At 61.3% G+C, this 24,567-nt stretch carries 24 protein-coding genes; 15 read left to right on the top strand and 9 right to left on the bottom strand.

All coding sequences use genetic code 11. From position 1 onward, the window contains the following. Positions 1-30: 30 nt before the first annotated feature. The 3 genes from O3300_RS13905 to O3300_RS13895 all read left to right on the top strand — a co-directional run bounded on the left by O3300_RS13905 (position 31) and on the right by O3300_RS13895 (position 4,119). Positions 31-957: a LysR family transcriptional regulator gene (locus tag O3300_RS13905; protein WP_305053277.1), complete on the top strand. Its 927-nt coding sequence runs from the start codon at positions 31-33 to the stop codon at positions 955-957. 313 nt (positions 958-1,270) lie between these two features. Beyond that, positions 1,271-2,392 carry a patatin-like phospholipase family protein gene (locus O3300_RS13900; protein ID WP_305053276.1) on the top strand — a complete coding sequence of 374 codons (1,122 nt, stop codon included), beginning with the start codon at positions 1,271-1,273 and terminating at the stop codon, positions 2,390-2,392. Positions 2,393-2,472: 80 nt separating this feature from the next. Then, on the top strand, positions 2,473-4,119 hold the full coding sequence (locus O3300_RS13895; RefSeq protein ID WP_099664592.1) for a methyl-accepting chemotaxis protein: 1,647 nt from the start codon (positions 2,473-2,475) through the stop codon (positions 4,117-4,119). Positions 4,120-4,324: 205 nt separating this feature from the next. On the opposite strand, the gene O3300_RS13890 is transcribed toward O3300_RS13895, so the two are convergent. From O3300_RS13890 to O3300_RS13870, 5 genes are all read right to left on the bottom strand, one after another. Then, positions 4,325-4,960 carry a HEAT repeat domain-containing protein gene (locus O3300_RS13890; protein WP_305053275.1) on the bottom strand — a complete coding sequence of 212 codons (636 nt, stop codon included), beginning with the start codon at positions 4,958-4,960 and terminating at the stop codon, positions 4,325-4,327. A gap of 133 nt (positions 4,961-5,093) precedes the next feature. Continuing rightward, complete coding sequence (locus O3300_RS13885) at positions 5,094-6,293, bottom strand: alpha/beta hydrolase-fold protein (protein WP_305053274.1); 1,200 nt, start codon at positions 6,291-6,293, stop codon at positions 5,094-5,096. Positions 6,294-6,643: 350 nt separating this feature from the next. Continuing rightward, positions 6,644-8,983, bottom strand: coding sequence for an SMP-30/gluconolactonase/LRE family protein (locus O3300_RS13880; RefSeq protein ID WP_305053273.1), 2,340 nt, complete (start codon positions 8,981-8,983; stop codon positions 6,644-6,646). A gap of 1,056 nt (positions 8,984-10,039) precedes the next feature. Further along, positions 10,040-10,336, bottom strand: coding sequence for a hypothetical protein (locus O3300_RS13875; protein ID WP_305053272.1), 297 nt, complete (start codon positions 10,334-10,336; stop codon positions 10,040-10,042). Positions 10,337-10,386: 50 nt separating this feature from the next. Continuing rightward, positions 10,387-10,806, bottom strand: a complete 420-nt coding sequence (locus O3300_RS13870; RefSeq protein WP_305053271.1) for a hypothetical protein — start codon at positions 10,804-10,806, stop codon at positions 10,387-10,389. 369 nt (positions 10,807-11,175) lie between these two features. Here O3300_RS13870 and O3300_RS13865 point away from each other — a divergent pair, with 369 nt between their 5' ends. From O3300_RS13865 to phaP, 6 genes are all read left to right on the top strand, one after another. Continuing rightward, positions 11,176-11,640, top strand: a complete 465-nt coding sequence (locus O3300_RS13865) for an SRPBCC family protein (RefSeq protein WP_251351143.1) — start codon at positions 11,176-11,178, stop codon at positions 11,638-11,640. 276 nt (positions 11,641-11,916) lie between these two features. Continuing rightward, positions 11,917-12,687 (top strand): creatininase family protein, encoded by a 771-nt coding sequence (locus O3300_RS13860; RefSeq protein ID WP_305053270.1) that lies wholly within the window; start codon positions 11,917-11,919, stop codon positions 12,685-12,687. Positions 12,688-12,741: 54 nt separating this feature from the next. Continuing rightward, positions 12,742-14,013 (top strand): YncE family protein, encoded by a 1,272-nt coding sequence (locus tag O3300_RS13855; protein WP_251351144.1) that lies wholly within the window; start codon positions 12,742-12,744, stop codon positions 14,011-14,013. Between the two features lie 116 nt (positions 14,014-14,129). Next, positions 14,130-14,501 carry a VOC family protein gene (locus O3300_RS13850; RefSeq protein ID WP_305053269.1) on the top strand — a complete coding sequence of 124 codons (372 nt, stop codon included), beginning with the start codon at positions 14,130-14,132 and terminating at the stop codon, positions 14,499-14,501. Between the two features lie 27 nt (positions 14,502-14,528). Continuing rightward, positions 14,529-14,849 carry a hypothetical protein gene (locus O3300_RS13845; protein ID WP_289899024.1) on the top strand — a complete coding sequence of 107 codons (321 nt, stop codon included), beginning with the start codon at positions 14,529-14,531 and terminating at the stop codon, positions 14,847-14,849. A 280-nt stretch (positions 14,850-15,129) separates the two neighbouring features. After that, positions 15,130-15,768 carry a phasin family protein gene (phaP, locus tag O3300_RS13840; RefSeq protein ID WP_251351145.1) on the top strand — a complete coding sequence of 213 codons (639 nt, stop codon included), beginning with the start codon at positions 15,130-15,132 and terminating at the stop codon, positions 15,766-15,768. A 107-nt stretch (positions 15,769-15,875) separates the two neighbouring features. Here the strand turns inward: phaP and O3300_RS13835 are convergent, their stop codons facing one another. Both O3300_RS13835 and O3300_RS13830 read right to left on the bottom strand, forming a co-directional pair. Further along, a complete protein-coding gene (locus O3300_RS13835) occupies positions 15,876-16,892 on the bottom strand; it encodes an alpha/beta hydrolase (protein WP_305053268.1) in 1,017 nt (338 codons plus the stop codon). A gap of 105 nt (positions 16,893-16,997) precedes the next feature. Continuing rightward, entirely contained in the window at positions 16,998-17,888 is an 891-nt protein-coding gene (locus O3300_RS13830) for a LysR family transcriptional regulator ArgP (protein ID WP_034785706.1), read from the bottom strand. 202 nt (positions 17,889-18,090) lie between these two features. On the opposite strand from O3300_RS13830, the gene O3300_RS13825 reads away from it, so the two are divergent. Then, positions 18,091-18,696, top strand: a complete 606-nt coding sequence (locus O3300_RS13825) for a LysE/ArgO family amino acid transporter (protein WP_034785705.1) — start codon at positions 18,091-18,093, stop codon at positions 18,694-18,696. Here the strand turns inward: O3300_RS13825 and O3300_RS13820 are convergent, their stop codons facing one another. Further along, entirely contained in the window at positions 18,697-20,124 is a 1,428-nt protein-coding gene (locus O3300_RS13820; RefSeq protein WP_305053267.1) for a coniferyl aldehyde dehydrogenase, read from the bottom strand. A gap of 159 nt (positions 20,125-20,283) precedes the next feature. Here O3300_RS13820 and trxC point away from each other — a divergent pair, with 159 nt between their 5' ends. The 5 genes from trxC (at position 20,284) to O3300_RS13795 (ending at position 23,084) form a co-directional block, all read left to right on the top strand. Next, positions 20,284-20,736, top strand: coding sequence for a thioredoxin TrxC (gene trxC, locus O3300_RS13815; RefSeq protein ID WP_099664582.1), 453 nt, complete (start codon positions 20,284-20,286; stop codon positions 20,734-20,736). 70 nt (positions 20,737-20,806) lie between these two features. Continuing rightward, positions 20,807-21,328, top strand: a complete 522-nt coding sequence (locus O3300_RS13810; protein WP_305053590.1) for a MarR family winged helix-turn-helix transcriptional regulator — start codon at positions 20,807-20,809, stop codon at positions 21,326-21,328. Further along, positions 21,325-22,071, top strand: coding sequence for a DNA alkylation repair protein (locus O3300_RS13805; protein WP_305053266.1), 747 nt, complete (start codon positions 21,325-21,327; stop codon positions 22,069-22,071). The genes O3300_RS13810 and O3300_RS13805 overlap by 4 nt, the downstream gene beginning before the upstream one ends. A gap of 24 nt (positions 22,072-22,095) precedes the next feature. Continuing rightward, positions 22,096-22,431 (top strand): DUF6616 family protein, encoded by a 336-nt coding sequence (locus O3300_RS13800; protein WP_305053265.1) that lies wholly within the window; start codon positions 22,096-22,098, stop codon positions 22,429-22,431. A 62-nt stretch (positions 22,432-22,493) separates the two neighbouring features. Beyond that, complete coding sequence (locus O3300_RS13795) at positions 22,494-23,084, top strand: DUF1287 domain-containing protein (protein WP_305053264.1); 591 nt, start codon at positions 22,494-22,496, stop codon at positions 23,082-23,084. Here the strand turns inward: O3300_RS13795 and O3300_RS13790 are convergent. Next, a complete protein-coding gene (locus tag O3300_RS13790; RefSeq protein WP_305053263.1) occupies positions 23,053-24,525 on the bottom strand; it encodes a PLP-dependent aminotransferase family protein in 1,473 nt (490 codons plus the stop codon). The two genes, O3300_RS13795 and O3300_RS13790, sit on opposite strands and share 32 nt — an antisense overlap. Positions 24,526-24,567 lie beyond the last annotated feature (42 nt).

The following is a 24,567-nucleotide window of genomic DNA, read 5'->3' as shown; positions in this document are numbered from 1 at the left end:
AATATTCCCCAATCAACATGGCGAGATGACATGGATAATCTGAACGGCATTGCCGCCTTCGTGCGCGCGGCGGAAACGTCCAGTTATGTGGCGGCCGGGCGGCTGCTCGGGGTGTCGGCCTCGGCCGTGGGCAAGAGCGTGGCGCGGCTGGAAGAAAAGCTGGGCGTGCGCCTGCTCAACCGCAGCACGCGGCGCATCAGCCTGAGCAACGAGGGGGCGCTGTTTTACGAGCGCTGCCAGCGCATCCTGGCCGATCTCGGTGATGCCGAGGCGGAACTGTCGCACCTGGCCGAGGCGCCGCGCGGCAAGCTCAAGGTCAGCCTGCCCGTGATCGGCTACCGCATCATCCTGCCCCTGCTGGCCGACTTTACGCGCCAGTATCCGGAAATCGAGCTCGACCTCGATTTCAACGACCGCCTCGTCGACGTGGTGGCCGAAGGCGTCGACGTGGCCGTGCGCAGCGGCACCTTGACGGATTCGCGGCTGATGGCGCGCGAGCTGGGGCCGTTTGCCTTCGCCATCGTCGGCTCGCCCGCGTATTTCGCCCGCCATGGCGTGCCGGCCACGCCGCGCGCGCTGGAAGGGCACGCTTGCGTGCGCTATAAATTCCCCACTACGGGAAAACTGCAGGAATGGGCGCTGCAGCGGGCCGGGGGCGACAGCGGCGGCGAGTTGCGCTTGCCGACGGCCTTGACCTGCAACAATATCGAAGCCTTGATCGGCGCCGCCACGCAGGGCGTGGGCCTCGCTTACCTGCCTGACTTTATCGTGCGCGACGCCATCGCGCGCGGCGAATTGCAAGCCGTGCTGGCCGGCTACCTGCTGCACTCAAGCAAGTTCTGGGTGCTGTGGCCATCGAGCCGCCACCTGTCGCCCAAAATTCGCGTCTTTGTTGACCATTTGTGTACCCACCTGCATTTTTCCGCGCCCCCTGCCGACCCTGCATCCTTCCTGTGATGCCCCTGGCCGCCGCACCGGCGGCTGGTTGGGGAATATTCCTACCCCAAAGAGATTATTCCTAACACCGCTGAATTTATATTTGCTGCACCGCATCAGGCAATGCCGCACGGCATCAGCTTATACCCTTCCTGAATACCCGTCATTCGTTATGGAAATTGCCATAAGGAATTTATTTATGTTAATTTCATATCTGTTTCTGCAACATTGCATCGGCTGGTCGCTTGCGGGAACATGTGCAGGATTAGGCGCCATAAGCGTGTAGTAACCAACAATTAAGGGATGGTAACCCCGTTCCGTTCAGGGAGTGTGCATGAAGACAGTCACTACGACACCGCCGGATCTGGCGCCATCCGCGCCAGCGAAACCGGCCCGTAAAACGGGTCTGCTGCTTGGTGGCGGCGCACCAAATTCCACCTTGATCGCCGGCGCCCTGGCCGCTTTCCTCGACGAAGGCATCGAGTTCGACGTCATTTCCGCCTCGGGCGCCGGTGTGTTGATGGGTTTGCTTTACACGACGCCGCACGAGGCGACGCCGCGCCAGGCCTTGCAAAGCTGGGCCGACACGGGCGTGGCCGACAGCATCTACAAGATGATCCCGATCAACTACAAGGTGTTCCAGAAGCCGGGCATGCACGCGAGCACTTTCCGCGACGCCTTCCAGCCGCCGGCCAACAATCCTTTTTTTCAGGCGTTCCAGCAAACGTTTGCGGGCGTGCCCACGGCCTGGTCGGACTGGGGCAAGCTGATGGTGTCGTCGCTGTCGCCGTCGGACCTGTCGGCGAAAAGCCTCGGCCTGTGCGCGCACTTGCCCTTCCTGGAAAAGGCCGTGGATTTCTCGGGCGTGGCCCGCATGCGTCCCGATTTCTACATCAATGCCTACAATCTCAGCGAACACCGCATGCAAATCTGGGGCAAGCACGAAATCGAAGCCATCCACGTGCGCGCCGCGTTGTCGTTCCCGTTTCTGTATGCGCCCACGACCATCGCGGGCGACGATTACATCGAAGGCGCGGCGCTCGACACGCTCAATTTCGACCCGTTCATCGAAGGCAAGGGGGAACATGCTGACGCCGACACCCTGGTCATCCTCGATATCCTCGGTGACGAGCGCTTGCTGCGCAAACCGCGCAACCTGTACGACGCCTGGGTGCGCTCCATCATCACGCCGCTGGTGAAGATTTCCAAGAGCGAGCTGCGCCTGTTCGAGCTCGAGCACAACACGGACGCGCGCACGGGCCAGCCCAAGCGGCGCTTGCTCAAGCTCGACCTGATGGGCGGCATCCCGGAGCAGCACTGGCCCGACACCCTGGACTGGTCCAGTTCGAACATGCAACTGCTGTTCGACGTGGGCCACAAGGCGGGTCTGGCGTTTTGCCGCCAGCATGGCGACTTGCTGCGCCGCACGCCGGACGCTTCCCCGCTGGCGGCCTAGCCACCGATCCCCGGCCACCTGATCGGCAGCTATTTATCCTGCCTGGCCTTGCCAGGCCACTCTTTTTACTGTGAAACACCATGAATATCACCAAGCAATTAATTCTGACTCTCACCATCGCCTTGCTGGCCCTGCTATTGCTGGGCGCCGGCGGCGCCATCCAGCTGCAGCGCGCCCAGGAGCGTTTTGACACGGTGCAAAACCGCATCATTCCCAGCATCCAGGGCTTGAATGCGGCCAAGGGTTTCCTGGCCGATTCGCGTCTGGCCGGCTACCGCCTGTCCGTGTTCTCGAATTTGGCCGACAAGACGGCGCTGGACAAGGCCGTGGCCGATGCCAACACGAATTTCGACAAGGTCATCACCACCTACCGCGCCGAGCGCCTGTACGACGCGACGGACAGCAAGATGCTCGATGCCGACCAGGCCGCCATGGAAGCCTACCGCCGCGCGCTGGTGCCATTCTTTGCCGCCGCCTACGCAGGCGACATGGATGGCGTGCGTGCCACCTTGCTGGCCGGCACGCCGCTGGCCATCACTGCCGCGGCCGCCAAGAAAAGCATGGATGACCATATCGCCTACAACAACAAGCTGGTCGATGATGTGAAGGCGGAAAGCCTGGCAGCCTACGATACGGCGTTCAACACCATGCTGGCCGTGCTGGGCGTGGCCGTGCTGCTGACGGGCGCGCTGGCCTGGCATATCTACCGCACCATCAGCGGCGGCCTGGGCGATATCGAACACACGCTGGAGCGTGTCAGCGCTTCGCTGGACCTGTCCGCCGCCATGCCCGTCGAGCGCATGGATGAAGTGGGCCGCACGGCCACCGCCTTCAACAAATTCCTCGAGCGCATCGTCGGTGTGATCGCCACCGTGCGTACGTCGGCCGATACGGTCAGCGTGGCGGCCGCGCAGATTTCCGCCGGCAACGCGGACTTGTCCGTGCGCACGGAGCAGCAGGCGTCTTCCCTGGAAGAAACTGCATCCAGCCTGGAAGAGCTGACCTCGGCCGTGCGCCAGAATACGGACAATGCACGCCAGGCGAACTCGCTGGCCGTGTCCGCTTCGGACGTGGCCCGCAAGGGTGGCGCCGTGGTGGCGCAAGTGGTGGGCACGATGGGCTCGATCAACGAATCGGCGAAGAAGATCGCCGACATTATCGGCGTGATCGACGGCATTGCCTTCCAAACCAACATTTTGGCGTTGAATGCGGCCGTCGAAGCGGCCCGCGCGGGCGAACAAGGCCGCGGCTTCGCCGTGGTGGCCACGGAAGTGCGCAACCTGGCGCAGCGCTCGGCGGCTGCCGCCAAGGAAATCAAGGGCTTGATCGAGGATTCCGTCGACAAGGTCAACACGGGCAGCGCGCTGGTCGACCAGGCGGGTGCGACGATGGAAGAAATCGTCGCCAGCATCCGCCGCGTTACGGACATCATGGGCGACATCGCCAACGCCAGCCACGAGCAAAGCGCCGGCATCGAGCAAGTGAACCAGGCCATCTCGCAAATGGACCAGGTCACCCAGCAGAACGCGGCCCTGGTGGAAGAGGCTGCCGCCGCCGCCTCCTCGCTGCAAGACCGCGCCGTCGAGCTGGTCGACGTGGTGGCCGTGTTCCGCCTGCGTGGCGACGCCCAGGCAAAACCGTTGAAAGTGGCAGGCGGCTTGCCGGCCCCGGCTTCCGCCTCAGCCAGCCGGCGCCTGGCGCTGCCAGGCCGCAGCGCCCGCGCTTAAGCTTGGAAATTACCCCGGTACGCCGGGGTTTTTCTTAGGTGACGGTGCTGTTCCATGGGGGAATGTTGATGTTGGGATGGCAAGGGCAGGGCGCCGCCTGGTTCCGCGGCAGTCTGGGAGTATGCTTGCCTTTTACGAGTGTGAGTCTGCTTTCGCCCCATTGCGGTCGTTCAGCTTGAAGCAAAACCAACGGGCTAGGTATGCATTAGGACGCAACAGTACCTTGGGCGATCTCGGCGGCGTTACTGACAACATAATTTCGGCCATCTTCCTTTGCGTAAGAAAGATATCTTGCCAATTTGGGTGACTTGATATCCTTGAGCACCCAAAGTGCCATGATTCTTTGATACTCATGGCCGGATTCCCAAGCACGCTCGCATAGGTCTTCCGCATGGCTGGATCCAATCTGACCCAACGCCCGTAGAGCCATGCGGCTGACGTATTCCTTATCGTCCTCGACAAACTTCATCAAAGCTGACTCAGCGTCAATAAATTCGAAATTGCCGTTACCCAACTGTTTCGCAAACTGCCACCTAACGTCAGCGTCGTCAGACAACAGCGCATGGGGAAGCAAGAACATAAACCATTCGCTGCGGTTGGCCAGTTCCTCGACTAGTTCTTCCATCTCATTATCGCGACCGATTGCATACAGAATGTCTAAGATGTCTGTAGCGCCCGACGTTTGTGGTGGGCAAGAGTCCAGATGAGTCGTAAAAGACTGGTTCAGTTGTTGCCAATGGGCATAGTTACATTCCCATTCACCGGATCGCCCTTCGATAGGATGATAATTGGCGGCCCATGCCTTAAATCGAGCGACCTCTTCATGTAGTGAACTACCCATCAGTATCTCTCGGAAGTATTCAGAAACGTCTGTAAGACTATGCTTTTAAAGGACGTCCGGTTTTGGCCGAAGTCGGCCGCGTTACTCTGCCAACCCCAGGTCAACGTTGTTGGGGTCATGCCGCCTCAAACGATTATTTCCCGCTCAGCAGCGCGCCGAGCTTGTCCCGAGTTTCCTTCATGTCACCCAGGCTCAGCCCTTTCCTGAAGCTTTCGACGGCTTTTGGCTTGTCGCCCATGGCGGAATATAGATCGCCCAGGCAGTCATAGGTATTGGGATCATTCGGATAGTATTGCTCCAGCTGTTGGAAAAAGTAGGCGGCTCGCTCATATTGTTTGCGATTCAAGAAAGCATATCCGTTCTTGACCAGCTCAGCACTGTCCGGTTGGATGCGATAGCCCATCTTTTTCGCCAGCGCCTGATAATGGGCGGTGTGGCGCTGTACCACGTCAAAGCCAGGATTGTCTACCTGGCTTCTATAGAATTTCAAGCGGTAGTTGTCAAAAGTGAATCGCAAGGCATCATACTGCGCCTGTAGCGTCAGGGAACTGTGTGAATCGTCCGGATAATACTGTTGCCCCAGGCGCAAAGCCGTACCTTTGTGTTTGGCAAAATCATCGATCAGTTCGAGATTGGCCCGAATCAGCTCGGTGTCGCTGCTTTTATCCTTGCGCACCTGCTGGAGACTGGGTTTGGTTTCCAGATGATTGGCCATGGCAATGAACAGGGTCTTGCCTTCGTAGGACGGCTGGCCCAGCACGTTTTTTGCCTCTTTAACAACATGATGTTTGTTCCACCAGAGCGCGCCTTCCAGCGAGATATAGCTGTTAAACAGCTGCGGACGATGCACCAGAGTATGCACCACAGTCAAACCGCCCACGGAGTGCCCGACAAATGTGCGATACGGTGCACTACGGAACTTCGCGTCAATATGGGGGATCAGCTCTTTCTCTATATAGTCGAGAAATTGCTCCCCCTTGCCTTCGGAGTCCGGAAATTCCATATCCTTGCCGAAAGTAAGCTCCGCCAGCCTGTCGTCCTGCAGGATGCCAACGACAATCATCTTGGGCATCAGGTTTTCGCCACTCAGGTGTTCGATCACCGCTACCAGTGCTTGAAATTGATCCTTCCCATCCAGCACATAAATCACCGGATAACGTTCGGCGCCATCGGCCTTGTAGCCTTCAGGTAGATGAACCCATATCGTGCGCTCGGCCTTCAGGATGGCGGAGGGAATCGTTTGGGTAAAACCGATCGTCAAAGGACGAGGTTCTTGTGTGTTGCCGGTACAGGAAAAGAACAGTAGTGCAATGGACAGCAGTATTTTCTTCATCAGGTTCCACGGGATTGGATAGAAGGAACGTTCGCGCGGCAACCAATTGAAGCAAATAAACATGAAGCGCAAAGATTTACTAAGGTTGCCTTATTTGCACTAGTCTTGCAATGTGTCTTGCACTCGCCAATGTCGGCTTTTGGCCGAACTCGGTCGACAGCGCTCAGCATAGCAGCTTGTCCAACTGCAAAAATCACAGACTCTCACTCTCGCCTGAAGCCGCCCAAAAGCCGCCTGTCGCGTATCCTTCGAAGCTGACACTGTCCCGCGTGTCAAAATGATCGCAACGCCACCTTTTAAGGCCGAACCTGACGCCGCCAATGCACAAGGGCGGCGGCCCTATAACTTCCTTAAAGTGGCAGCTTGAAGACGCCATTCGCTGATGTCACCAGCAAGGCACCGTTGGCGTCGAATGCCAGCCCCATCGGCCGATTCAGGGCACCAGCGAAGGTGCCGAGCGTGTTGCCGGTCAATCCACGCGTGCCAGCCACCGTGGTGACCTCGCCGCTGGTACTAATTCTCCGTACAAGGTTGTTCTTCGTATCGGCGACATATACATTGCCAGCCTTATCAAGTGCGATGCCATGCGGCCCGTTGAAGCTTGCAGCGCTGCCTCTGCCGTCCGCGTCGCCGGCGACGCCAGTTGTTCCGGCCAGCGTGGTCACGACACCGGCTGGCGTGATCTTGCGCACATTGTGATTGAGCGAATCCGTCAGGTACAAATTGCCGCTGGCGTCAAAGGCTATCGCCCTCAGGTAGCCGAAGCGCGCCTGTGCCAAGCTGCCGTCGGCAGTGCCTCCGCTCCCGCTCCCCAGAGTGCCTGTCAGCGTAGTGACGTTGCCGTTGGCATCGACCTTGCGGACGGATTGATAGTCTGCGACGTATAAAGTAGCGTTGCCATCAATCGCAATCCCGTTGGTGCTGGAGAATCCTGCTTTGGCGCCCTGGCCATCAGTGGGCCGGCTCCTGTTTTCGTAACTACCGGCCAAAGTGGTCACGACTCCGTCATTGCCGACCCTGCGGATGGTGTTACGAATGGCGTCGGCTATGTAGGCGACGCCATCACTGCCTACAACGATACCGGCGGGCTGTGCAAATGTCGCCTGCGCGCCGGTGCCATCGCCCGAACTCAGGAAGGAGCCATGGCCCGGGTTGCCTGCCAAGGTGCTAGTGACCCCGACAGCGCTGACCCTGCGTATCAACTGATTGCCGGTATCAGCGACAAAGAGGGTGCCGTCGCTGTGCAAAGCGATCGCTTGTGGCCCGGCGAAGCGGGCCTCGCTGGCCAAGCCGTCTGTGACTCCAATGCCAGCATTGCTGCCGGTGATGGTGGTGACTTCCCCCGCTGGGGTAATCTTACGCACGCCATTGAGCTGCAGGCCGGGATTGGAATCTGACACGTATACATTGCCAGCGCCGTCCACGGCCAGCCCGTATGGCAAGTTGAATCGCGCAGCCGCACCGATGCCATCAGCCACGGCAGGACGCAGTTGTGAGGCGGTGCCTGCCAGCGTCGATACGACGCCTGCCGGGGTAATTTTTCGGATCGTATGATTTCCCTCGTCAGCGACAAACAGATTGCCCTGCTTATCGATGGTTAAGCCGTTCAGGGAGCTGAAGGTGGCCACCGCACCCGCGCCGTCGGCGAAGCCGTAGGCGCTGCCGCCAGCCAGCGTAGATACGATCCCGGCAGGGGTCAACTTGCGGATCCGGCTGCCAACGATGCCATTGATATTGCTGCCGGCATCGGCGACATAAATCGCTCCGGCGGTATCCACCGCGATGCCACTGATGCCGCCGAAACGCGCGGACTTGGCATCGCCGTCGGACGTACCATATGTCCGCGAGATGCCAGCCAAGGTGGTGACAGTGCCGTCAGGAGTGATTTTGCGGATGGAGGTCCCTCCGCCCACATAGACACTGCCGCTGGCATCCACAGTAATCGCCAGCATGGAGTCAAAGCTGGCGGCTGTTCCTTTGCCATCTGCCGCGCCGCAGCTGGAACTGCCGGCCAGCGTAGTCAACAGACCTGCGGGGCTGATCTTGTGTATCGCGCAGCCTTGGTCGGTCGCGTAAAAGTTTCCCATGGCATCACGTGTCAGCGAGACCACCCGCGACAGCTGCGCAGTGGCATCACCGGCGGCGGCTGTCAATGTCAGCATGTGTGACACGCCTTGTTGTGTCACCACCCGCAAATGACTGTCGTCTGCTCGGTCGGATAAGTAGATGGCACCATTGTCATCCACAGCGATACCTTTGATCTCGACGTGGTCATTGAAGCTGTTACCTGCTATGGCGCCCGCCAGCAATGACTTGCTTGCCACGGTCAGTTTGGCGGCGGAGCTGGTGATGCTTCCCGCGCTGTTTCGCACGATAACCGTCCACAGGGTGCCATTATCACTCACCTGCACTTGCAGCATGTATTGCGCGGAGGTGGCGCCAACCACGTTGCTACCGTTACGCTGCCATTGGTAACTAAGGGGCGCTGTGCCGGTGGCAGTCACGGAAAAAGTAACACTGCCGCCCTCAGGGGCAGAAATGCTCAATGGCTGGGCAGAAATAGATGGCGCGTTTGACGCCGCGGGGGTATTGGTGGGAGCGGAACCACCGCCGCCGCAGCTGGCAACGGCGGCCAAAAGCAGGAGGCTTATCAACTTGATGCAGGCCATAGGCAAATTTATTTTTCGCATTTCTGTCTTGAATGTTGGATTGAAGCGGATTGAGACATCTAGTGGGCCTACTACCAACTTCTTGTAGCTTGCCCCAACGTCAAAAAGCCAGCTACGAATAGCCCAGTCACAAGCGTATGAGTGTATTTCTCCATCACGTAACGTCTGGTATTGGCCGATTCCACACCTACGATTTCATCGCCGTTCCGTTGAGCTGGACCATCAATGCATCGAGCTTACGCTCAAGCTTCAAATTAGACGCCCCAATGAAATACCAGATGCAAGCGAAGTTCACGATTGGAATCAACGATAGAACTGTCCAAAGCACTGCGTTCCGTCCTTTATCCTTTGCTAGAAGATAAGCAGAAACTGCCATCATTAGCGACATGAATACTAGCGGAAGAAATGAGACAAGCACGTTTGGGGCGTTGTTTTCCATGAGTTTTATCTAGGTTGGATGGTTTAAATACGTTGGGAAGTCGACTTAGCGATACGTCCGAGCAACCTACTTTAATGCTCCTGAACGGTTGCTTCTGGATGATAGCGGCACCAGAGCATAGCGGATTGCTAAGCAGAAAGACTCACAAATTGTCACGCTGCCGTGAATGACCGCTTGTGGCCGATTGCGGACGAGCGCCTAAGCCGTGAACAGCCGATATGCGAGGAATACAATGACTGCGACGATGAGGCCGATTCCACAGTAGGTTGAGTACATCATGAACTTGCCCTCAGCGCTCCCTTCCTTGCTGAGCTTCGAATAATATGCCCAGGCATCGCCTGGTTCATATGCCTTTTTCTTTCGATGCTTGTAGTCGATGATTTGGTTCGGTATTCCAAAAACGATAGCAAACAACAACACAGCAATTTTAAAAAATATCATACTTTCCCGAGAGTAGTCTCGCCTGTCCAATTGATGTCAAGCTAACCTGCTGACGAGATGAATGAACGGTGGTGATCGCCAACAGCAGTCCAATAGAATAATAAATTACCAAGTGGAAAAAATCACGCATTGTCACCGCAACGTGAATGGCCGCTTTTGGCCGGTTACTGACTGAATCACCCGAAGGCGGCATAGTTCTAAGCATCAGTTGTCTTTACAGCATTCGCCAAGTGGCTTCGTTTATGTTTTTTTGAGAGCGACACACCCACAATCCAGGATATGGAAAATGCCGCTAAAAGCCTTCCAAAGGCCTGAGGGTTATTTGCCAATGCTGGCAGAGCGGCAATGGCTAGCGATAGCCAGTTGTAGACAGAGGCGCCGTTTACAGCGTTTCTTCCCAAGTGCTTGTTTAGCACTTCTCCCAAGCCATGGAAGGCCCATGCAACAAACGGTGTCAGAAACATTAATAAGGTGGTGGCAGCTTTTTGTTCCATGTGTTTTTCGTATTCAATTTTGAGAGGCTGCTCTTGGCCTAACTCGGTTGTTAATCAAAGATAATTCGCTGCCCCACTTCGAATTCATTCTCGTGGCAGTAAAACAGGATAAGCGGCGTGTCCTTCGAATAAACCATTGCGTCGTCACGTGAAGGGACAAAAATATCCGACCAATTCTCGACCAGGAACACACTGCTGCACAAGAAACATTCGTCCTCTCCAAACACGACGATGAGCTGCTGGTTTCCCGGCACACGGGCACGTAACCATTGGCTTGCGATGGCAGCATCCTCTCCGGATGCGAATCGCTCGATCGAATCAACGGTGTTAGCGTTCAGGCCGAGATGCGTCTTCGAGTCGTGAAGGCCTGCTATCTCATAGGCGCGGCGGGCATCCTCGGCATTCAGCCAGGCGATATCCGCTGAGTGATGCTGTAGTTCTTGAACCCGCCAATGTGCTGTGTTCATCATTTCTCAAAGTTTCATATGCTCGTGGTTATGGCGAGCAGCGCGGTCGAATCCGGTGCATCGCTTGATCCTGGCGCCAAACAAGGCTGTCATCATGGCCCGGCTTTATCTGCGACCAGTATAACCAGAATCTAATTCTATTGGCATGATAAAAAAACAGTGTATCCTTCAATTCCAGCAGATATATTTTTTGTCGAGGCAAAGAAAAAGCTGCGGCATTTGTTCCTGCTGGCGGAGTATCTTTGAATTGGCGCAATGGCATGGCGATATTGCGTGATGAATGCTATGCCGCAGGCCAATATGCAGACACAGCGCGGCGCCGGATAGCAGACCCAGTTACTTTCACCACAATGATAGGGAGATTCCCAATTGATGCAAATCAAAGAAAGCATCCACATTGCAGTCCCGCCCAAGGTCGTCGACCAGATTTGGAGCGAGGTCGACCGATGGCACCTGTGGGATCCGGATACAAAGCAAGCCCGGCTCAATGGGCCGTTCGCGGTGGGGACGCATGGCAGGATCGTTCCCAGCAAGGGCATGGGCATTCCGCTGCTGGTCACGGAGCGCACTGCCGGCCGCTCGTTCACCGTCGAGGGCCACATCCCCCTGTTCCGCATCCACTTCGAGCACACGGTTGCCGCCGTCAATGGCGGGTCGGAAGTCGTTCACCGCGTGTGGTTTACGGGAGCGCTTGCCTTTCTGTTCGGCCCAGGCGTTGCCAGGCAAGTCAGGGACGGGCTTCCCAGGACGATGCTTTCGCTGAAGGCCTATGCCGAGAAGCGCAACGAAACGCTCCATGATGGCGAGGCGGGCAGGGCGGACGCGACTACAGCCTGATAGATAGTTTCCCCTCGTCAATTCCTTGCAAAGCACTGCAGCAAATTAACGTGCCGTTCCCGTCATGATGGAATACAATTCTTGCGTGGCAGCCAGCTTGCCTGGCAAGGCCGGGCACGGCACCACGCTTTGACCTCGGAAAGATGTTGGCTTATGACTCTGCAGTTCCCCCAGCGAACGGCGCCTTGCGCGCCATCCACGCTCCGCCTTTCACGCAAGCCCCTCGTTTCCCTGTTCGTCCTGACGTTTTCATGCCTGCTGCTCACGGCGCCCGTCATGGCGGCCACGCCAGCCAGCGGCAGCGTCATGCTGGAAGAACTGACCAGCACGGAGTTGCGCAGCCGTATCGACCATGGCGCCACCACCGTGCTGGTGCCGATTGGCGGCGTCGAGCAGAGCGGGCCGTACATCGCGCTGGGCAAGCACAATGTGCGCGCCGGGCTGCTGGCGCGGCAGATTGCGCAAAAGCTGGGCAATACCATCGTCGCGCCCGTCGTTTCCTACGTGCCGGAAGGCAGTATTACCCCGCCGGCCGGCCACATGCGCTTTGCCGGCACGATCTCGATACCGCCAGCGGCCTTCGAAGCCGTGCTGGAAGGGGCGGCCGCCAGCCTGCGCCAGCATGGTTTCCGCGACATCATTTTTCTCGGCGACCATGGCGGCTATCAAAAGAACGAGCAGAACGTGGCGAATAAGCTCAACCGCGCCTGGGGCAAGGCTTCCGCCGGCAAGGAAGCGCGCGCTTACGCCTTGCTCGATTACTATGACATCACGCAATCGGCCTATATTGCCGAACTGCAGAAGCGCGGCCACAGCAGCGCCGAGATCGGCCTGCATGCCGGTTTGGCGGACGCGGCGCTGATGCTGGCGACGGACCCGTCGCTCGTGCGCAGCGAGGCCATGGCCCACGGACCCAAGCCTGGCGTGGCGGACGGCGTGCGCGGCGACGCGACCCGTGCCACGGCTGAACTGGGTCAGATCGGCATCAAGCTGCAGGTGGACACCTCGGTGGCCGCCATCAGGCAGCTGCTGCAACGACCTAAATAATTCCGCTGGAAGTGCTGAACTTCCGGCTTTTGCAACGAAACGACGCGAAATCACATGAAAAAATCTCAACGACGCACCATCGTCACCTTGTCCGCCCTGGCTGCCGCACTGGCCGGCCTGGGCGTGGCCAGCCAGGTCATCGGCGCCAGTACGCCGGCCCCGGCCGCTGCAGCACCGGCCGCAACCTATTCGCCGCTGCCGGGCATGCCGCCGCTGGTGGACCCGAAAAACGTGTATGGCAGCATCGCCAGCAGCAATATGAGTCCCGTCGTCAAGGATCACTTGCGCCGGGTGTACGTGCCCAACCTGCGCTCGAACGACGTGTATGTGATCGACCAGGACAGCCTGAAAGTGGTCGACAAGTTCAAGGTCGGCAGCGGCCCGCAGCACGTGGTGCCGTCGTGGGACTTGCGCACCCTGTGGGTGGCGAACAATGCCGAGCGCACGGACAAGGGCAGCTTGACGCCGATCGATCCCTTGACGGGCAAGCCGGGCAAGGAAGTGCCCGTCGATGATCCCTACAATATGTATTACACGCCGGACGGCAAGTCGGCCATCGTCGTGGCCGAAGCGCGCCACCGCCTCGATTTCCGCGATCCGAAGACCATGGCCGTGCAGTATTCGATCGACACGCCCCAGTGCGGCGGCATCAACCATGCCGATTTTTCCAATGACGGCCGCTACGCCATGTTCACCTGCGAATTCGACGGCACCATCGCCAAGATCGACCTGGTGGGCCGCAAGGTCGATGGTTATTTGAAACTGCAGATGCCGGCCAAGCGCTTTGCCGAGTCCGGCCCCGTGGGCGGCCCGGCGAATGAAATCTGCAGCGTCAAGAAGGGCATGCCGCAAGACATACGCATCTCGCCGGACGGCAAGAAATTCTTTATCGCCGACATGGACGCCGACGGCGTACACATCGTCGATGGCGCTACCCTGAAGGAAATCGGCTTCATCCAGACGGGCGTGGGCGCGCACGGCCTGTACCCCAGCCGTGATGGTAAAAAGTTGTACGTGGCCAACCGCGGCACGCACCGCATCCATGGCAAGCCGAAGGGCAAGGGCAGCGTCAGCGTGATCGACTTCGCCACGGAAAAAGTCGTGTCGAACTGGCCGATCCCCGGCGGCGGCAGCCCCGACATGGGCAATGTGAGTGCCGATGGTAAATATCTGTGGCTGTCCGGCCGTTTCGACGACGTGGTGTACCGTATCGATACGAACAGTGGCGACGTTTCCAAAGTGAAAGTCGGCCAGGAGCCGCACGGCCTGACCGTGTGGCCGCAGCCGGGCCGCTATTCGCTGGGGCATACGGGCAACCTGCGCTAGGCGAGGCGCGTGGCGCTCCCTGGAACCGCAGTGCCGGGTCTGCAGTTATGCTTGCCTAAAAGGCAATGTTGGCGCATACTGTATTCCCCATTCCACTACCTTCAGGGAGCACCAGCATGATTCTTGATCACATCGGTTTGAATGTCAGCGATGCACAGGCCAGCAAGGCCTTCTTTTCGGCCGCCCTGGCGCCCTTGGGCGTATCGGTGGTGATGGAAGTGCAGGGCTGGGTTGGCCTGGGCAAGGATGGCAAGCCCGATTTCTGGTTCGGCGTGGGTGGCGCGCCGCATGCCGGCATGCATCTCGCCTTCGCGGCGGCTAACCGCGCCCAGGTGGATGCTTTTTACCAGGCCGCACTGAAAGCGGGCGGCAAGGATAACGGCGCCCCCGGTATCCGCGAAATCTATCACCCGAATTACTACGGCGCCTTCGTGCTGGGCCCCGACGGTCACAATGTCGAAGCCGTCTGCCACCATCCCGAACCTTGACGCCGGTCATTACCTGAAGAGAGCAGCATGAAGCACAGCGCCACCCTGTTTGCCGACGATGCCGGCCGCTATGCCTATGTGAAAGCGGGCTTTTCCTGGCCGGCCCTTTTGCTGGGCTCGTTCTGGGCCGTCGCCAAGCGCCGCTGGTGGTTGTTGCTGCTCATGCTGGCCATGGATGCCTGCCTGTGGTTTGGCAGCCACCTGGCCACCGAACTACGCATCGGCCCGATGATGCTGCTGATGGCCGCCGCGGAGCTCAGTTACCTGCTGGCGCGCGGCTGGTATGGCAACCGCTGGCTGGAAGCCTCGCTGCGCAGCCGTGGCTACAAGCCCGTCTTGCCAGGCTGAGCGTGCCTGGCACAGATTTCCCGTCACGTCACTGACGTTTGCCAAAGGCAAGCCGTCCAGCCAAAACTTTCTGCGCAGCCTAGCGCACCTTTGATCCAGATCATCCCTCAACTGCGGTGCTCACGTAGCCTTGGGACTCGCGTTGCAAAGCATCGTCCCACCAATCGGATATGTTTTTTCGCGTTTCGTGGCGTAGCCCGGCCGTCTTCCTCACCGTTCGACAGCCGGTGGTGTCGCCATCTGTTTATGTCCACCCAACCGCTATTTAATGAGGAACTCCATGTATCCATATTCCCGTAGTGTTACCCCCGCCGCCAAAAACCACCTGGAAGCGCAACTGGCTTTTTTCAATGGGCTGTCGAAGTCGCTGTTCCAGTCGGTGCAGCACTTCAGCGACCTGAACATGCAACTGGCGCAAGGCTTGCTGGAAGAAACCGCAGTCACCAGCCAGAACCTGCTGACGGCCGAGCGCGCTGAAGATGTGTTCCAGGTGGCTGCCGCGGCGGGCCAGCCAGCCGCCGAGCAACTGCGCAAGTACCAGCAACAGGTGTCGCGCCTGGCAGCCGATACGCAGGTCGAACTGGCCAACGTGGCAGAGCGTCATGTGAATGAAACGAGCCGTACTGCCAAGGCGCTGGCCGAAGAAGTGGCCCGCACGGCGTCGGAAGAAACGGAGAAAAACGTGCGCAAGCAGCAGGAAGCCATGCAACGCATCGCTGAACCGTTCCAGGCCTATCAGCAAAACGGCGCCAGCCGCGACCAGCAACGGGGCGCGCAAAGCCGTGACGGCCAAAGCCTGCAAAGCGGCAGCCACCAGGGCAGCCAGCAGTCGGCCGGCAGCGAAGGCTCGGCCAGCGGCAGCGTATCGCAAGCGGGTTCCGCACAAAGCAAGAGCAGCAGCGCCAGCCGTAAAGAGTAAGCACGAGACTGCTTGCGGCTGAGCCGCTTCGCGAGGGCCGAGCCTTGAGCTGCGGCCAGCCGGCACGCAGCATCGTGCCTCCTGGTTTTGGGCAGAGCGCCCGCCCTTCACGGGGCGGGCGTTTTGTCGTATGCGTGCAGTTCAGAGGCCGGCGTGGCCGCGCCAGGTGAGCGGGTGGGCACGGTGATGCTTGCCGGCACGGCTGTCTTCGGCGAGACGGCGGACAAGACCGCGTCACCGCTCCCGCTTCCGCTGTTGGCGTCGATGAAGGCGCTGACGGCGTCCAGGGTGGGCGCCAGCCTGCGCAAGGGCGCGGCCAGCGTGGCGACCAGGGTGGCGTGGCCCACGTGGTCGAAATATGTTTCCGTCACGGGCCTGGCAAGCGTCCGCAAGGCCTTGGCCAGGCCGCCCGTGTTGCGTCGCGGATCGACCAGTTTATCCTGTCCGGGCAGGGGGGCGATCAGCAGGGCGGGCGGGGCTGCGGCCGTCACGTGGTGGATGGGTTGCGACGCGGCGGGCGTGTCCGGGTAAAAGAAGACGGGCCGGGTGGTGGTGTTTTCGATCGGCAAGAAATCATAGGGGCCGGCCAGGCCTATCCAGCCCCGCAAGTCGTGCGGGTGCATGCCGTGGCGCGCCAGCAGGCTGGCGTCGAGCGCCACCATCGCCGCATTGTAGGCGCCGGCGCTATGGCCCATGACGAACAGGCGCGTCGGGTCGCCGCCATGGCGGCTCGACTCCATCGCGGCCCAGGCCACGGCGCGGGCCGCATCCTGCAGGATTTCGGGATAGTGCACGTCCGGATACAGCCGGTAGTCGGCGATCACGGCCAGATAGCCGCGCGCCGCCAGCGCATGGCCCACGAAGGCATAGTCGGCGCGCTCGCCCGTCGTCCAGTTGCCGCCATAAAAGAACACCACCACGGGCACGGGCCCCGTGCGGGTCTTGGGGGCGTACACGTCGAGCTTTTGCCGTGGCAGGGGGCCGTAAGCCAGGCCGCGTGTCACGTGCGAGGCGCTGCCGGACGAAAAGGCATTGATGGCCATCAAGGGCGAGCAGGCGGCCAGGCCGGCAGCCAGCGGGATGGCCGCCAGCAAACCGAGCAGGGTGGTGCGCAGGATCGTCATGCCAGCTCCTGATGGTGAGGGTTGATGCTTGCAGTGTAGGCCAGGCAGGGCAGGGCGCACACGGGGAAGTTGCTGTATAGCATAGATAAATGTGGCATGCGTCAATCAATCCTGCAACAGCCATTTGCGCGCCGTGGCGATGACGGCGTCCGACAGGGTGCGCGTGAGCGGGGTCTGGATATCCCAGGCATGCCAGGTCAGGGGCACGTCGAGCGCCTGCCCGGCCGCCACGTCGACCAGCCTGCCGGCAGCCAGCGCCGTTTCCGCCTGCAGCAAAGGCACCATGCCGTAAGCATAGCCCGCTTCGATGAAGCGCACGAAGTCGCGCGCCGAACCGAGCACGTGGTGCGGATAGCGGCCCGTGTAGCCGAGGCGGTGCTGCAGGTAGCGCTCGTGCAGCGCATCCTTGCTGCCGAACGTGATGGCGGGCGCCTGGCTGACGGCTTCCACCGTAAAACCGTGGGGAAACCATTGCTGCGCGAACGCGGGCGAGGCCACGCACAGGTAGCGCATGCCGCCCAGCGGCGTGGCCGTGGTGCCGGCCACCAGGTCGTTGGCGCTGGTGACGCAGGCAAATACGCGCCCTTCGCGCAACTGGCTCAGGGTGTGGTCCTGGTCGTCGAGGCGGATATCGAGCAGGCAGGACGGCGGCGACAGCAGCGGTCCCAGCGCTTCCGGGATCCAGGTGGCGGCGCTGTCGGCGTTGACGGCGATGGCCAGTTCCGGCAAATGCGTGGTGGGGCCGGGCTGGGCGTCGAGCGCCGCTTCGAGCAGCTTGACTTGCCGGTAATGGGCGATCAGGCGCTGGCCCGCTTCCGTGGGCAGGGGCGGGTGGCTGCGGATGATCAATAAAGTGCCTTCCAGGTTTTCCAGGGTGCGGATGCGCTGCGACACGGCCGGCTGGCTGATCGCCAGCGCCTGCGCGGCCTTTTCAAAGCTGCCCAGGCCGATCACGGCGTCGAGGGCGGCCAATCCACGGTAATCGACGACGCGCATAAGTTTCTCTTATATATGGTTAGAATCATTCATTATACTTATATTTACTTTTTCTTTACACTGTTGAAATAGGGTAACAACTCCACTCTCCCGCGCGGTCCTGCTGGTACCGCTACACCCTCCACCTACCTTTGATGACTTTGCCGTTGCCGGCAGAGCGTGGGCGGCCGTGCGCGTGATGGAAAGCAATAAAGGAATCGATATGGACAGCGCAATCTTCTTGAAAGGCATGGGGCTCGGGGCGAGCCTGATCGTTGCCATCGGCACGCAAAACGCCTTCTTGCTCAAGCAGGGCTTGAAGCGTCACTACGTGCTCACCTGCATCCTGGTCTGCCTGGTGTGCGATGCGATCTTGATCACGGCCGGCGTGGCCGGCATGGGCACCTTCATTGCAGACAACCCCAATTTCCTGCTGTGGGCCAAGGCCGGCGGCGCCACCTTCCTGATCGCGTATGGCTTGCGCGCCGCCAAGTCCGCCTGGCGCCCAACGGCACTGACGGTGTCGGCTGCCAAGTCGCCGGAAGGCTACTGGGCCGTGATCGGCGCGGCGCTGGCGTTCAGCCTGCTGAACCCGCACGCCTTCCTCGATACGGTCATCCTGCTCGGTTCGATCGGCGGCCAGCATGAAGGCGTGGGACGCTTCTACTTTGCCGGCGGCGCCATCATGGCTTCGGCCCTGTGGTTCTTCCTGCTGGGCTTTGGCGCCCGCTACCTGGCGCCCGTGTTTGCCAAGCCCATGGCTTGGCGCGTGCTCGACGGCATCATTGCGCTCGTCATGTGGGCCATCGCCGCCTCGCTGTTCCTGTAATCAGCGGGTCAGGAAGGCCAGCACGCGGCTGGCGAGCTTGCCATACGGCGGCCACAGCAGTTTCAACGCACTGTAGCGGGCCTGGTAAAACACGGGCCGCAGCTTGCTGAAGGTGTGAAAGCCTTCGACGCCGTGGTAGTGGCCCATGCCCGATTCGCCCACGCCGCCGAAGGGCAGGTCGTGCTGGCCCACGTGATACAGGGCGTCGTTGACGGACACGCCGCCCGACATCACGCGGTCGATCAGCAGCTGCACCGTGTCTGTTTTGTTGCTGAACGGATAGATGGCCAGCGGCCGTGGTCCCGCATTGATGCTGTCGATCACGGTGTCCAGCCTGGCATAGCCGCGCAGCGGCAGGATGGGGCCGAAGATTTCCCGCGTCAGCAGCAGGCTGTCTTCGGGGGCGTCGAGCACGATGTGCGGCGCGATCTTGCGCGTGGCGCGGTCGTAGGCGGGCCCCGGCAACAGCGAAATCACTTGCGCGCCCCGTGCGCGTGCGTCGTCGAGCGCCTGCAGCAGGCGCTCAAAGGCGGCCTCGTCGATGATGGAAGTGTAGTCGGGCGTGTCCAGCCGCGGGTAGCGCGTGGGCACGATGGCGCGTGCGTGTTCGACGAAGGCAGGAATGCTGGCCTCGGGCAGCCAGGCGTGGTCGACGCACGTGCAGATTTGCCCCGCGTTCAGGAACTTGACGAACAGGATGCGCTCGGCTGCCGTGCGCACGTCGAAATCGGCGCAGACGATGGCCGGCGCCTTGCCGCCCAGCTCCAGCGTGACGGGGCACAGATTGCGCGCGGCGGCCGCCATGACGGCGCGGCCCGTCTGGCCGGAACCCGTAAACAGCAGGTGGTCGAACGGCAGTTGCGAAAATTCCATGCCCACGCCGCCCGTTTCGTCAAAGAACTGCAGCTTTTCCGGCGGAAAGTAGGCGGGCATGGTGTCGATCAGCAGCCGCGCCAGGTGGCGCGAGTTTTCGCTCATCTTGACCATGGCGCGGTTGCCGGCGGCGAAGATGTAGGTCAAGGGCACCAGGCTCAGGTTCACGGGAAAATTCCACGGCACGATGACGCCCACCACGCCCAGCGGCTGCGGCATCACGCGGTTGCGGGCGCCAGGAAAGCTGCGCCAGTCCACGCCGCGGCGCTGCGGCCGCATCCATTTTTTCAAGTGTTTTAATACATGGGCGATGCCATCGATGGCGGGAAAGATCTCCGCCAGCAAGGTTTCGTGCCGGGAACGGTTGCCGTAGTCGGCGCTGATCGCCGTGCACAGCGCTTCCTTGTGGTCGCGGATGAAGCGCTGCAAGGTGTGCAGGTCGCGTTTGCGCTCGGCCAGGGTCGGCACGGGGTGGGCCAGGCAGGCGGCGCGCTGCAAGCGCAGGGCGGCAGCGAGTTCGGTGCTCAATTCCATGTTTTCTGCGACATCAGGCATTGTTTTCCTTGGCCGGCCCGGCAATGTGCGCGCCGTTTCATCACACGTTTCAGCACACTATAGTGGACTCTGCGGACAAGTGCCGCCAGCGTGCCGACGGCGCTGCACGATACGCCGTAAAATGTCCGGCAACTGTACGCTACTCTTTCCAGGAATGCCATGACCTCGACCACGCCAGACTCCCTGCACATCGTGTGCCCCCATTGCGACGCCGTCAACCGCTTGCCGGCGGCGCGCCTGATCGAACAGCCCACGTGCGGCAAGTGCCAGAAGGATTTATTTACGGGCCAGCCCGTGGACCTGGCCAGCGCCCGCTTCCTCAAGCATATCGAACGCAGCGACATTCCCGTGCTGGTCGATTTCTGGGCGCCGTGGTGCGGTCCGTGCCGCAGCATGGCGCCATTCTATGTGCAAGCCGCCAAGACCCTGGAACCCGCATTTCGCGTCGTCAAGGTGAATACGGAAGCGTCGCCGGACCTGGGCAGCCGTTTCAATATCCGCAGCATTCCCACGCTGGCCCTGTTCCGCAGGGGCGTGGAAGTGGCGCGCCAGCCGGGCGCCATCGATGCGCAAGCCATCATCGCCTGGGCGAGGGACAAGGCGCGTTTCTAAACGCACAGGAAAACCATCACATTTTTCCATTTGACAATTGATATGGTGCCATATTATATTGCGCCATATGATAAAGCTCGAACAGAAATACACGGCCTTGCTGGGCGACGTGCAGCGCCGCGCCAGCGGTCTCGACATGGCGCAGTCGACGGCGCGCTTGCGCCTGTGCTTTGAAGTGCTGGGCCTGGCCTCCGCCATCGATGGCGATTGCGCTGCGCGCCTGGGCCGGCATGGCTTGTCGGAAGGAAAATTTGTGCTGTTGTCCCTGCTGCGCGACGTGCCAGGCGGACTGTCGCCGCACGAGCTGGCCGAGCGGGCCGGCGTGACGCGCGGCACCATCACGGGCTTGCTCGACGGCCTGGAACGCGGTGGTTTCCTGGCGCGCCACGCGGACCAGGCTGACCGGCGCAAGCTGCTGGTGCGCCTGAGCGCCAAGGGGGACATGGCCGCCGCGACCCTGGTCGATGAACACGCGCAGTGGATCGCCAGCCTGTTTGCCGATTTCACGCCGGAAGAAATGCAGTTGCTGAGTGCGCTGCTGGAAAAAGCCTGGCGCAAGACGGATAGAGGTGAAATGCAGGGCGCGCCATGAGCCGCGGCATCGCCGACATCGCGCCCGCGCGCCTGGCCCTGCTGAACGAGGGAAGTGTGGCCAGTACCACCCTGACGGAAGGGCTGGCCATCGATTTCAGCGTGCTGCTGGCTGCGGCCGTGCCCGCTATTGGCGCCGCTCGGCTGGATCAGATGCATGAGCATGCCGCAGCCGGTATCACCCGGCGCATGGCGCTGGCGGCGCAGTTGCTGCTGGAAGCCAACGCCGACCTGGCGCTGCTGCAAGCCCATGCCTCCGACACGGTACGGGGCTGGGTCTGCTTTGCCATCGCCGCCCAAACCGGCTTGACCTTGCCGCAACGGCTGGCGGCCATGCGGCCGCTGGCCGACGATGGGCACTTCGGCGTGCGCGAATGGGCCTGGCTGGCCCTGCGGCCCCATCTGGCGGCGCATCTTGACGACGCCATTCGCTTGCTGGCGCCGTGGACGGCTGACCCGTCGGAACACCTGCGCCGTTTCGCTTGCGAAGCGCTGCGTCCGCGCGGCGTGTGGTGCGCGCATATTGCCCGGTTAAAAGAACAGCCGCAGCTGGCCTTGCCCGTGTTGCACGCCTTGCGCGCCGATCCGGCCGTCTACGTACAGGATTCCGTGGCCAACTGGCTCAACGATGCGGCCAAGAGCCAGCCGGACTGGGTGCGCAGCCTGTGCGCGCAATGGCTGCTGGAAAGTGCCAATGCCGCCACGCAACGCATCTGCAAGCGGGCCCAGCGCTCGCTGGCCTGACGATTGATCACTGAAGGAGAAACCATGCATTATCTGTTGGAACTGTACAGCCCGAAACCGGCCTGGCTGGCCCTCGACGCCGCCGCGCGCCAGGCGTATTTCGGCACGGTGGGCGCCGGCATGGCGGCCTTGTCCGGCACGGGCGCGGAAGCGCTGGCCATGGGCGCCATCGATGGCGGCAAGCTGCATGGGGCTGCCCAGCAATTTTATGCCGTCTGGCGCTTCCCGGACGAGGCGGCACTGGACGCCTTGCTGGCCGGCATCGCCGCCACGGGCTGGCACGATTACTTCGACACCGTCAATGCGGCGGGACCGGCCGTGGATTTTCCTGCCCATCTGGCGCAACTGGCGGGCGTCTAAGCGTCCGCCGTTTTCCTTGCCGCTGCGGTAAAGTTGGCATTTCCATCCGACCATTGACGTTGATGCCAATCAAACTGCTCTCCATCCTGATGCTTGCCCTGGCGCCCATGCTGGCCTCGGCCATTCCTGCCACCCCGCAAGCCCTCGTCATCGCCGCCCGCAAGCAGGTGGGCGTGACCCTGCAGTACGACCCGCGCTATGAACGCCTTGCCTATCCGGGCGGCGACGTACCGCTGGAACGGGGCGTGTGCACGGACGTGGTGGTGCGCGCCTACCGCCAGCTGGGGCAGGATTTGCAGGTGCTGGTGCACGAAGACATGCGCAAGGCGTGGCAGGTGTACCAGCAGCAGGGGCGCTGGCAGATGAAGGGGCCGGACCGCAATATCGATCATCGGCGCGTGCCGAACCTGGGCACCTACTTTGCCCGCCATGGCACTAGCTTGCCGCCAAGCAAGGAAGCCAACGCTTACCGCGCGGGCGACATCGTCACCTGGCGCCTGCCGCGCAACCTCACGCACATCGGCATCGTCAGCGACAAGCAGTCGTGGAGCGGCGTGCCGCTCATCATCCACAACATCGGCGAGGGCGCGCGCGAGGAAAATATTCTGTTCAGCTATCCCATCACGGGACACTATCGTTGGCAACCCCGCTGAGGGGCAGGGGAGCGATTTCTTGCAGGATCGCCAGCACCTGGGCCAGCGCCGTGTCGATATCGAGCTTGTCGATGGCGCCATAACCGAGGAACAGGCCTGCGTGGCGTGCCACGCCATGGTAAAAACCCGATAACGCATACAGGCTGATGTCGGCCAGGCGCGCGCGGCGCAGCAATTCGGCGATGTCGAGCGGCGCCTGGGCCAGGGCCGCCACGTGGAAGCCGGCGCTGGCGGGCACCAGGCGGAACCACGGCGACAGCGGGCCGTTGAACCAGTGCTGCAGCCGCTCGCGCCGCCCCGCATAGATATCGTGGCAGCGGCGGATATGGCGCAGCAGATGGCCGTCGCCGATGAACTTGGCCAGCGCATGCTGGCCCAGGCTGGCCGTGTGGCAATCGCTCAGGTATTTCACCGTTTCCACGGCGGCCACGATAGCTTGCGGCAGCACAACATAGCCGAGCCGCAATTCTGGCAGCATGATCTTGGAAAAGCTGCCCACATGCGCGACGACGCCGTAGCGGTCCATGCTTTGCAGGGAATCTTCGGGCCGGCCTTCGTAACGGAAGGCGCTGTCGTAGTCGTCCTCGATGATGATGGCGCCCAGCTGCTGCGCCCGCTCCAGCAAGGCATGGCGGCGCGCCATGCTCATCGGCATGCTCAGCGGAAATTGATGCGCGGGCGTGACATAGATCAGCCGCGTGCCGTCCGGGATTTGTCCGACGATGAGGCCATCCTCGTCCACGTCGATGCCCACCACGCGGGCGCCCTGGCTGGCGAACACGGCGCGCGCCACCGGGTAGCCGGGTTCTTCCACGGCAACCGTGTCGCCTGCTTCCAGCAAGGTCAGCGCCAGCAGGTGCAAGGCTTGCTGCGCGCCGCTGGTGACGAGCACTTGTTCCTCGGTGCAATGGATGCCTCGGCTGAAAGCGGCATGGCCGGCGATCGCCGCGCGCAAGGCCGGCAAGCCGGCGACAGGGCCATAGCGGCCGCGCGCCTGGCCGCCCTGGCGCAGCGCGTGCAGCATGCAGGCGCGCCATTCATCCTGCGGGAAGTGCGCGGGTGTGGCGCGCCCCCCGATGAAGGCGTAGCGCGCCGGCTCTTCCTGGCTGGCGCGGCGCAAGGGCGTGGGCGTCGCTTCCCAGCGGGCGATGCGCTGCGCGCTGGCCAGCGGCGTGCTGGCGTGGCGGCGCTGCGGCGACGCGTGCGGCGTCTGCACGAAGCTGCCCACGCCCACTTTGCCGACCAGCAGCTTTTCATAACCGAGCTTGTCATACACGTCGGACACCGTCTTGCGCGACAGGCCCAGCTGGCTGGCCAGCAGGCGCGAGGGGGGCAATTGCTGTCCATCCGTCAGCCGGCCCGAGCGGATGGCCTCGCTGAGCTGGCGGTACAGCTGGCCGCCCAGGTCGCGCGTGCCGTCGATCAGGATATGTAATTCCATGGAGTATCTGCTGGTGGTCTGCTGTTTTTCGGGGGGATTGGC

It is taken from the genome of Janthinobacterium sp. SUN206 (assembly GCF_030587305.1).
GTDB lineage: Bacteria > Pseudomonadota > Gammaproteobacteria > Burkholderiales > Burkholderiaceae_D > Janthinobacterium > Janthinobacterium kumbetense.
This window is presented reverse-complemented; position numbering and strand designations above follow the sequence as displayed.

Coding starts and splice junctions, on each gene's coding strand:
- O3300_RS13905 (WP_305053277.1), top strand. CDS start 31: ATGGATAATCTGAACGGCATTGCCGCCTTCGTGCGCGCGGCGGAAACG.
- O3300_RS13900 (WP_305053276.1), top strand. CDS start 1,271: ATGAAGACAGTCACTACGACACCGCCGGATCTGGCGCCATCCGCGCCA.
- O3300_RS13895 (WP_099664592.1), top strand. CDS start 2,473: ATGAATATCACCAAGCAATTAATTCTGACTCTCACCATCGCCTTGCTG.
- O3300_RS13890 (WP_305053275.1), bottom strand. CDS start 4,960: ATGGGTAGTTCACTACATGAAGAGGTCGCTCGATTTAAGGCATGGGCC.
- O3300_RS13885 (WP_305053274.1), bottom strand. CDS start 6,293: ATGAAGAAAATACTGCTGTCCATTGCACTACTGTTCTTTTCCTGTACC.
- O3300_RS13880 (WP_305053273.1), bottom strand. CDS start 8,983: ATGCGAAAAATAAATTTGCCTATGGCCTGCATCAAGTTGATAAGCCTC.
- O3300_RS13875 (WP_305053272.1), bottom strand. CDS start 10,336: ATGGAACAAAAAGCTGCCACCACCTTATTAATGTTTCTGACACCGTTT.
- O3300_RS13870 (WP_305053271.1), bottom strand. CDS start 10,806: ATGATGAACACAGCACATTGGCGGGTTCAAGAACTACAGCATCACTCA.
- O3300_RS13865 (WP_251351143.1), top strand. CDS start 11,176: ATGCAAATCAAAGAAAGCATCCACATTGCAGTCCCGCCCAAGGTCGTC.
- O3300_RS13860 (WP_305053270.1), top strand. CDS start 11,917: ATGGCGGCCACGCCAGCCAGCGGCAGCGTCATGCTGGAAGAACTGACC.
- O3300_RS13855 (WP_251351144.1), top strand. CDS start 12,742: ATGAAAAAATCTCAACGACGCACCATCGTCACCTTGTCCGCCCTGGCT.
- O3300_RS13850 (WP_305053269.1), top strand. CDS start 14,130: ATGATTCTTGATCACATCGGTTTGAATGTCAGCGATGCACAGGCCAGC.
- O3300_RS13845 (WP_289899024.1), top strand. CDS start 14,529: ATGAAGCACAGCGCCACCCTGTTTGCCGACGATGCCGGCCGCTATGCC.
- phaP (WP_251351145.1), top strand. CDS start 15,130: ATGTATCCATATTCCCGTAGTGTTACCCCCGCCGCCAAAAACCACCTG.
- O3300_RS13835 (WP_305053268.1), bottom strand. CDS start 16,892: ATGACGATCCTGCGCACCACCCTGCTCGGTTTGCTGGCGGCCATCCCG.
- O3300_RS13830 (WP_034785706.1), bottom strand. CDS start 17,888: ATGCGCGTCGTCGATTACCGTGGATTGGCCGCCCTCGACGCCGTGATC.
- O3300_RS13825 (WP_034785705.1), top strand. CDS start 18,091: ATGGACAGCGCAATCTTCTTGAAAGGCATGGGGCTCGGGGCGAGCCTG.
- O3300_RS13820 (WP_305053267.1), bottom strand. CDS start 20,124: ATGCCTGATGTCGCAGAAAACATGGAATTGAGCACCGAACTCGCTGCC.
- trxC (WP_099664582.1), top strand. CDS start 20,284: ATGACCTCGACCACGCCAGACTCCCTGCACATCGTGTGCCCCCATTGC.
- O3300_RS13805 (WP_305053266.1), top strand. CDS start 21,325: ATGAGCCGCGGCATCGCCGACATCGCGCCCGCGCGCCTGGCCCTGCTG.
- O3300_RS13800 (WP_305053265.1), top strand. CDS start 22,096: ATGCATTATCTGTTGGAACTGTACAGCCCGAAACCGGCCTGGCTGGCC.
- O3300_RS13795 (WP_305053264.1), top strand. CDS start 22,494: ATGCCAATCAAACTGCTCTCCATCCTGATGCTTGCCCTGGCGCCCATG.
- O3300_RS13790 (WP_305053263.1), bottom strand. CDS start 24,525: ATGGAATTACATATCCTGATCGACGGCACGCGCGACCTGGGCGGCCAG.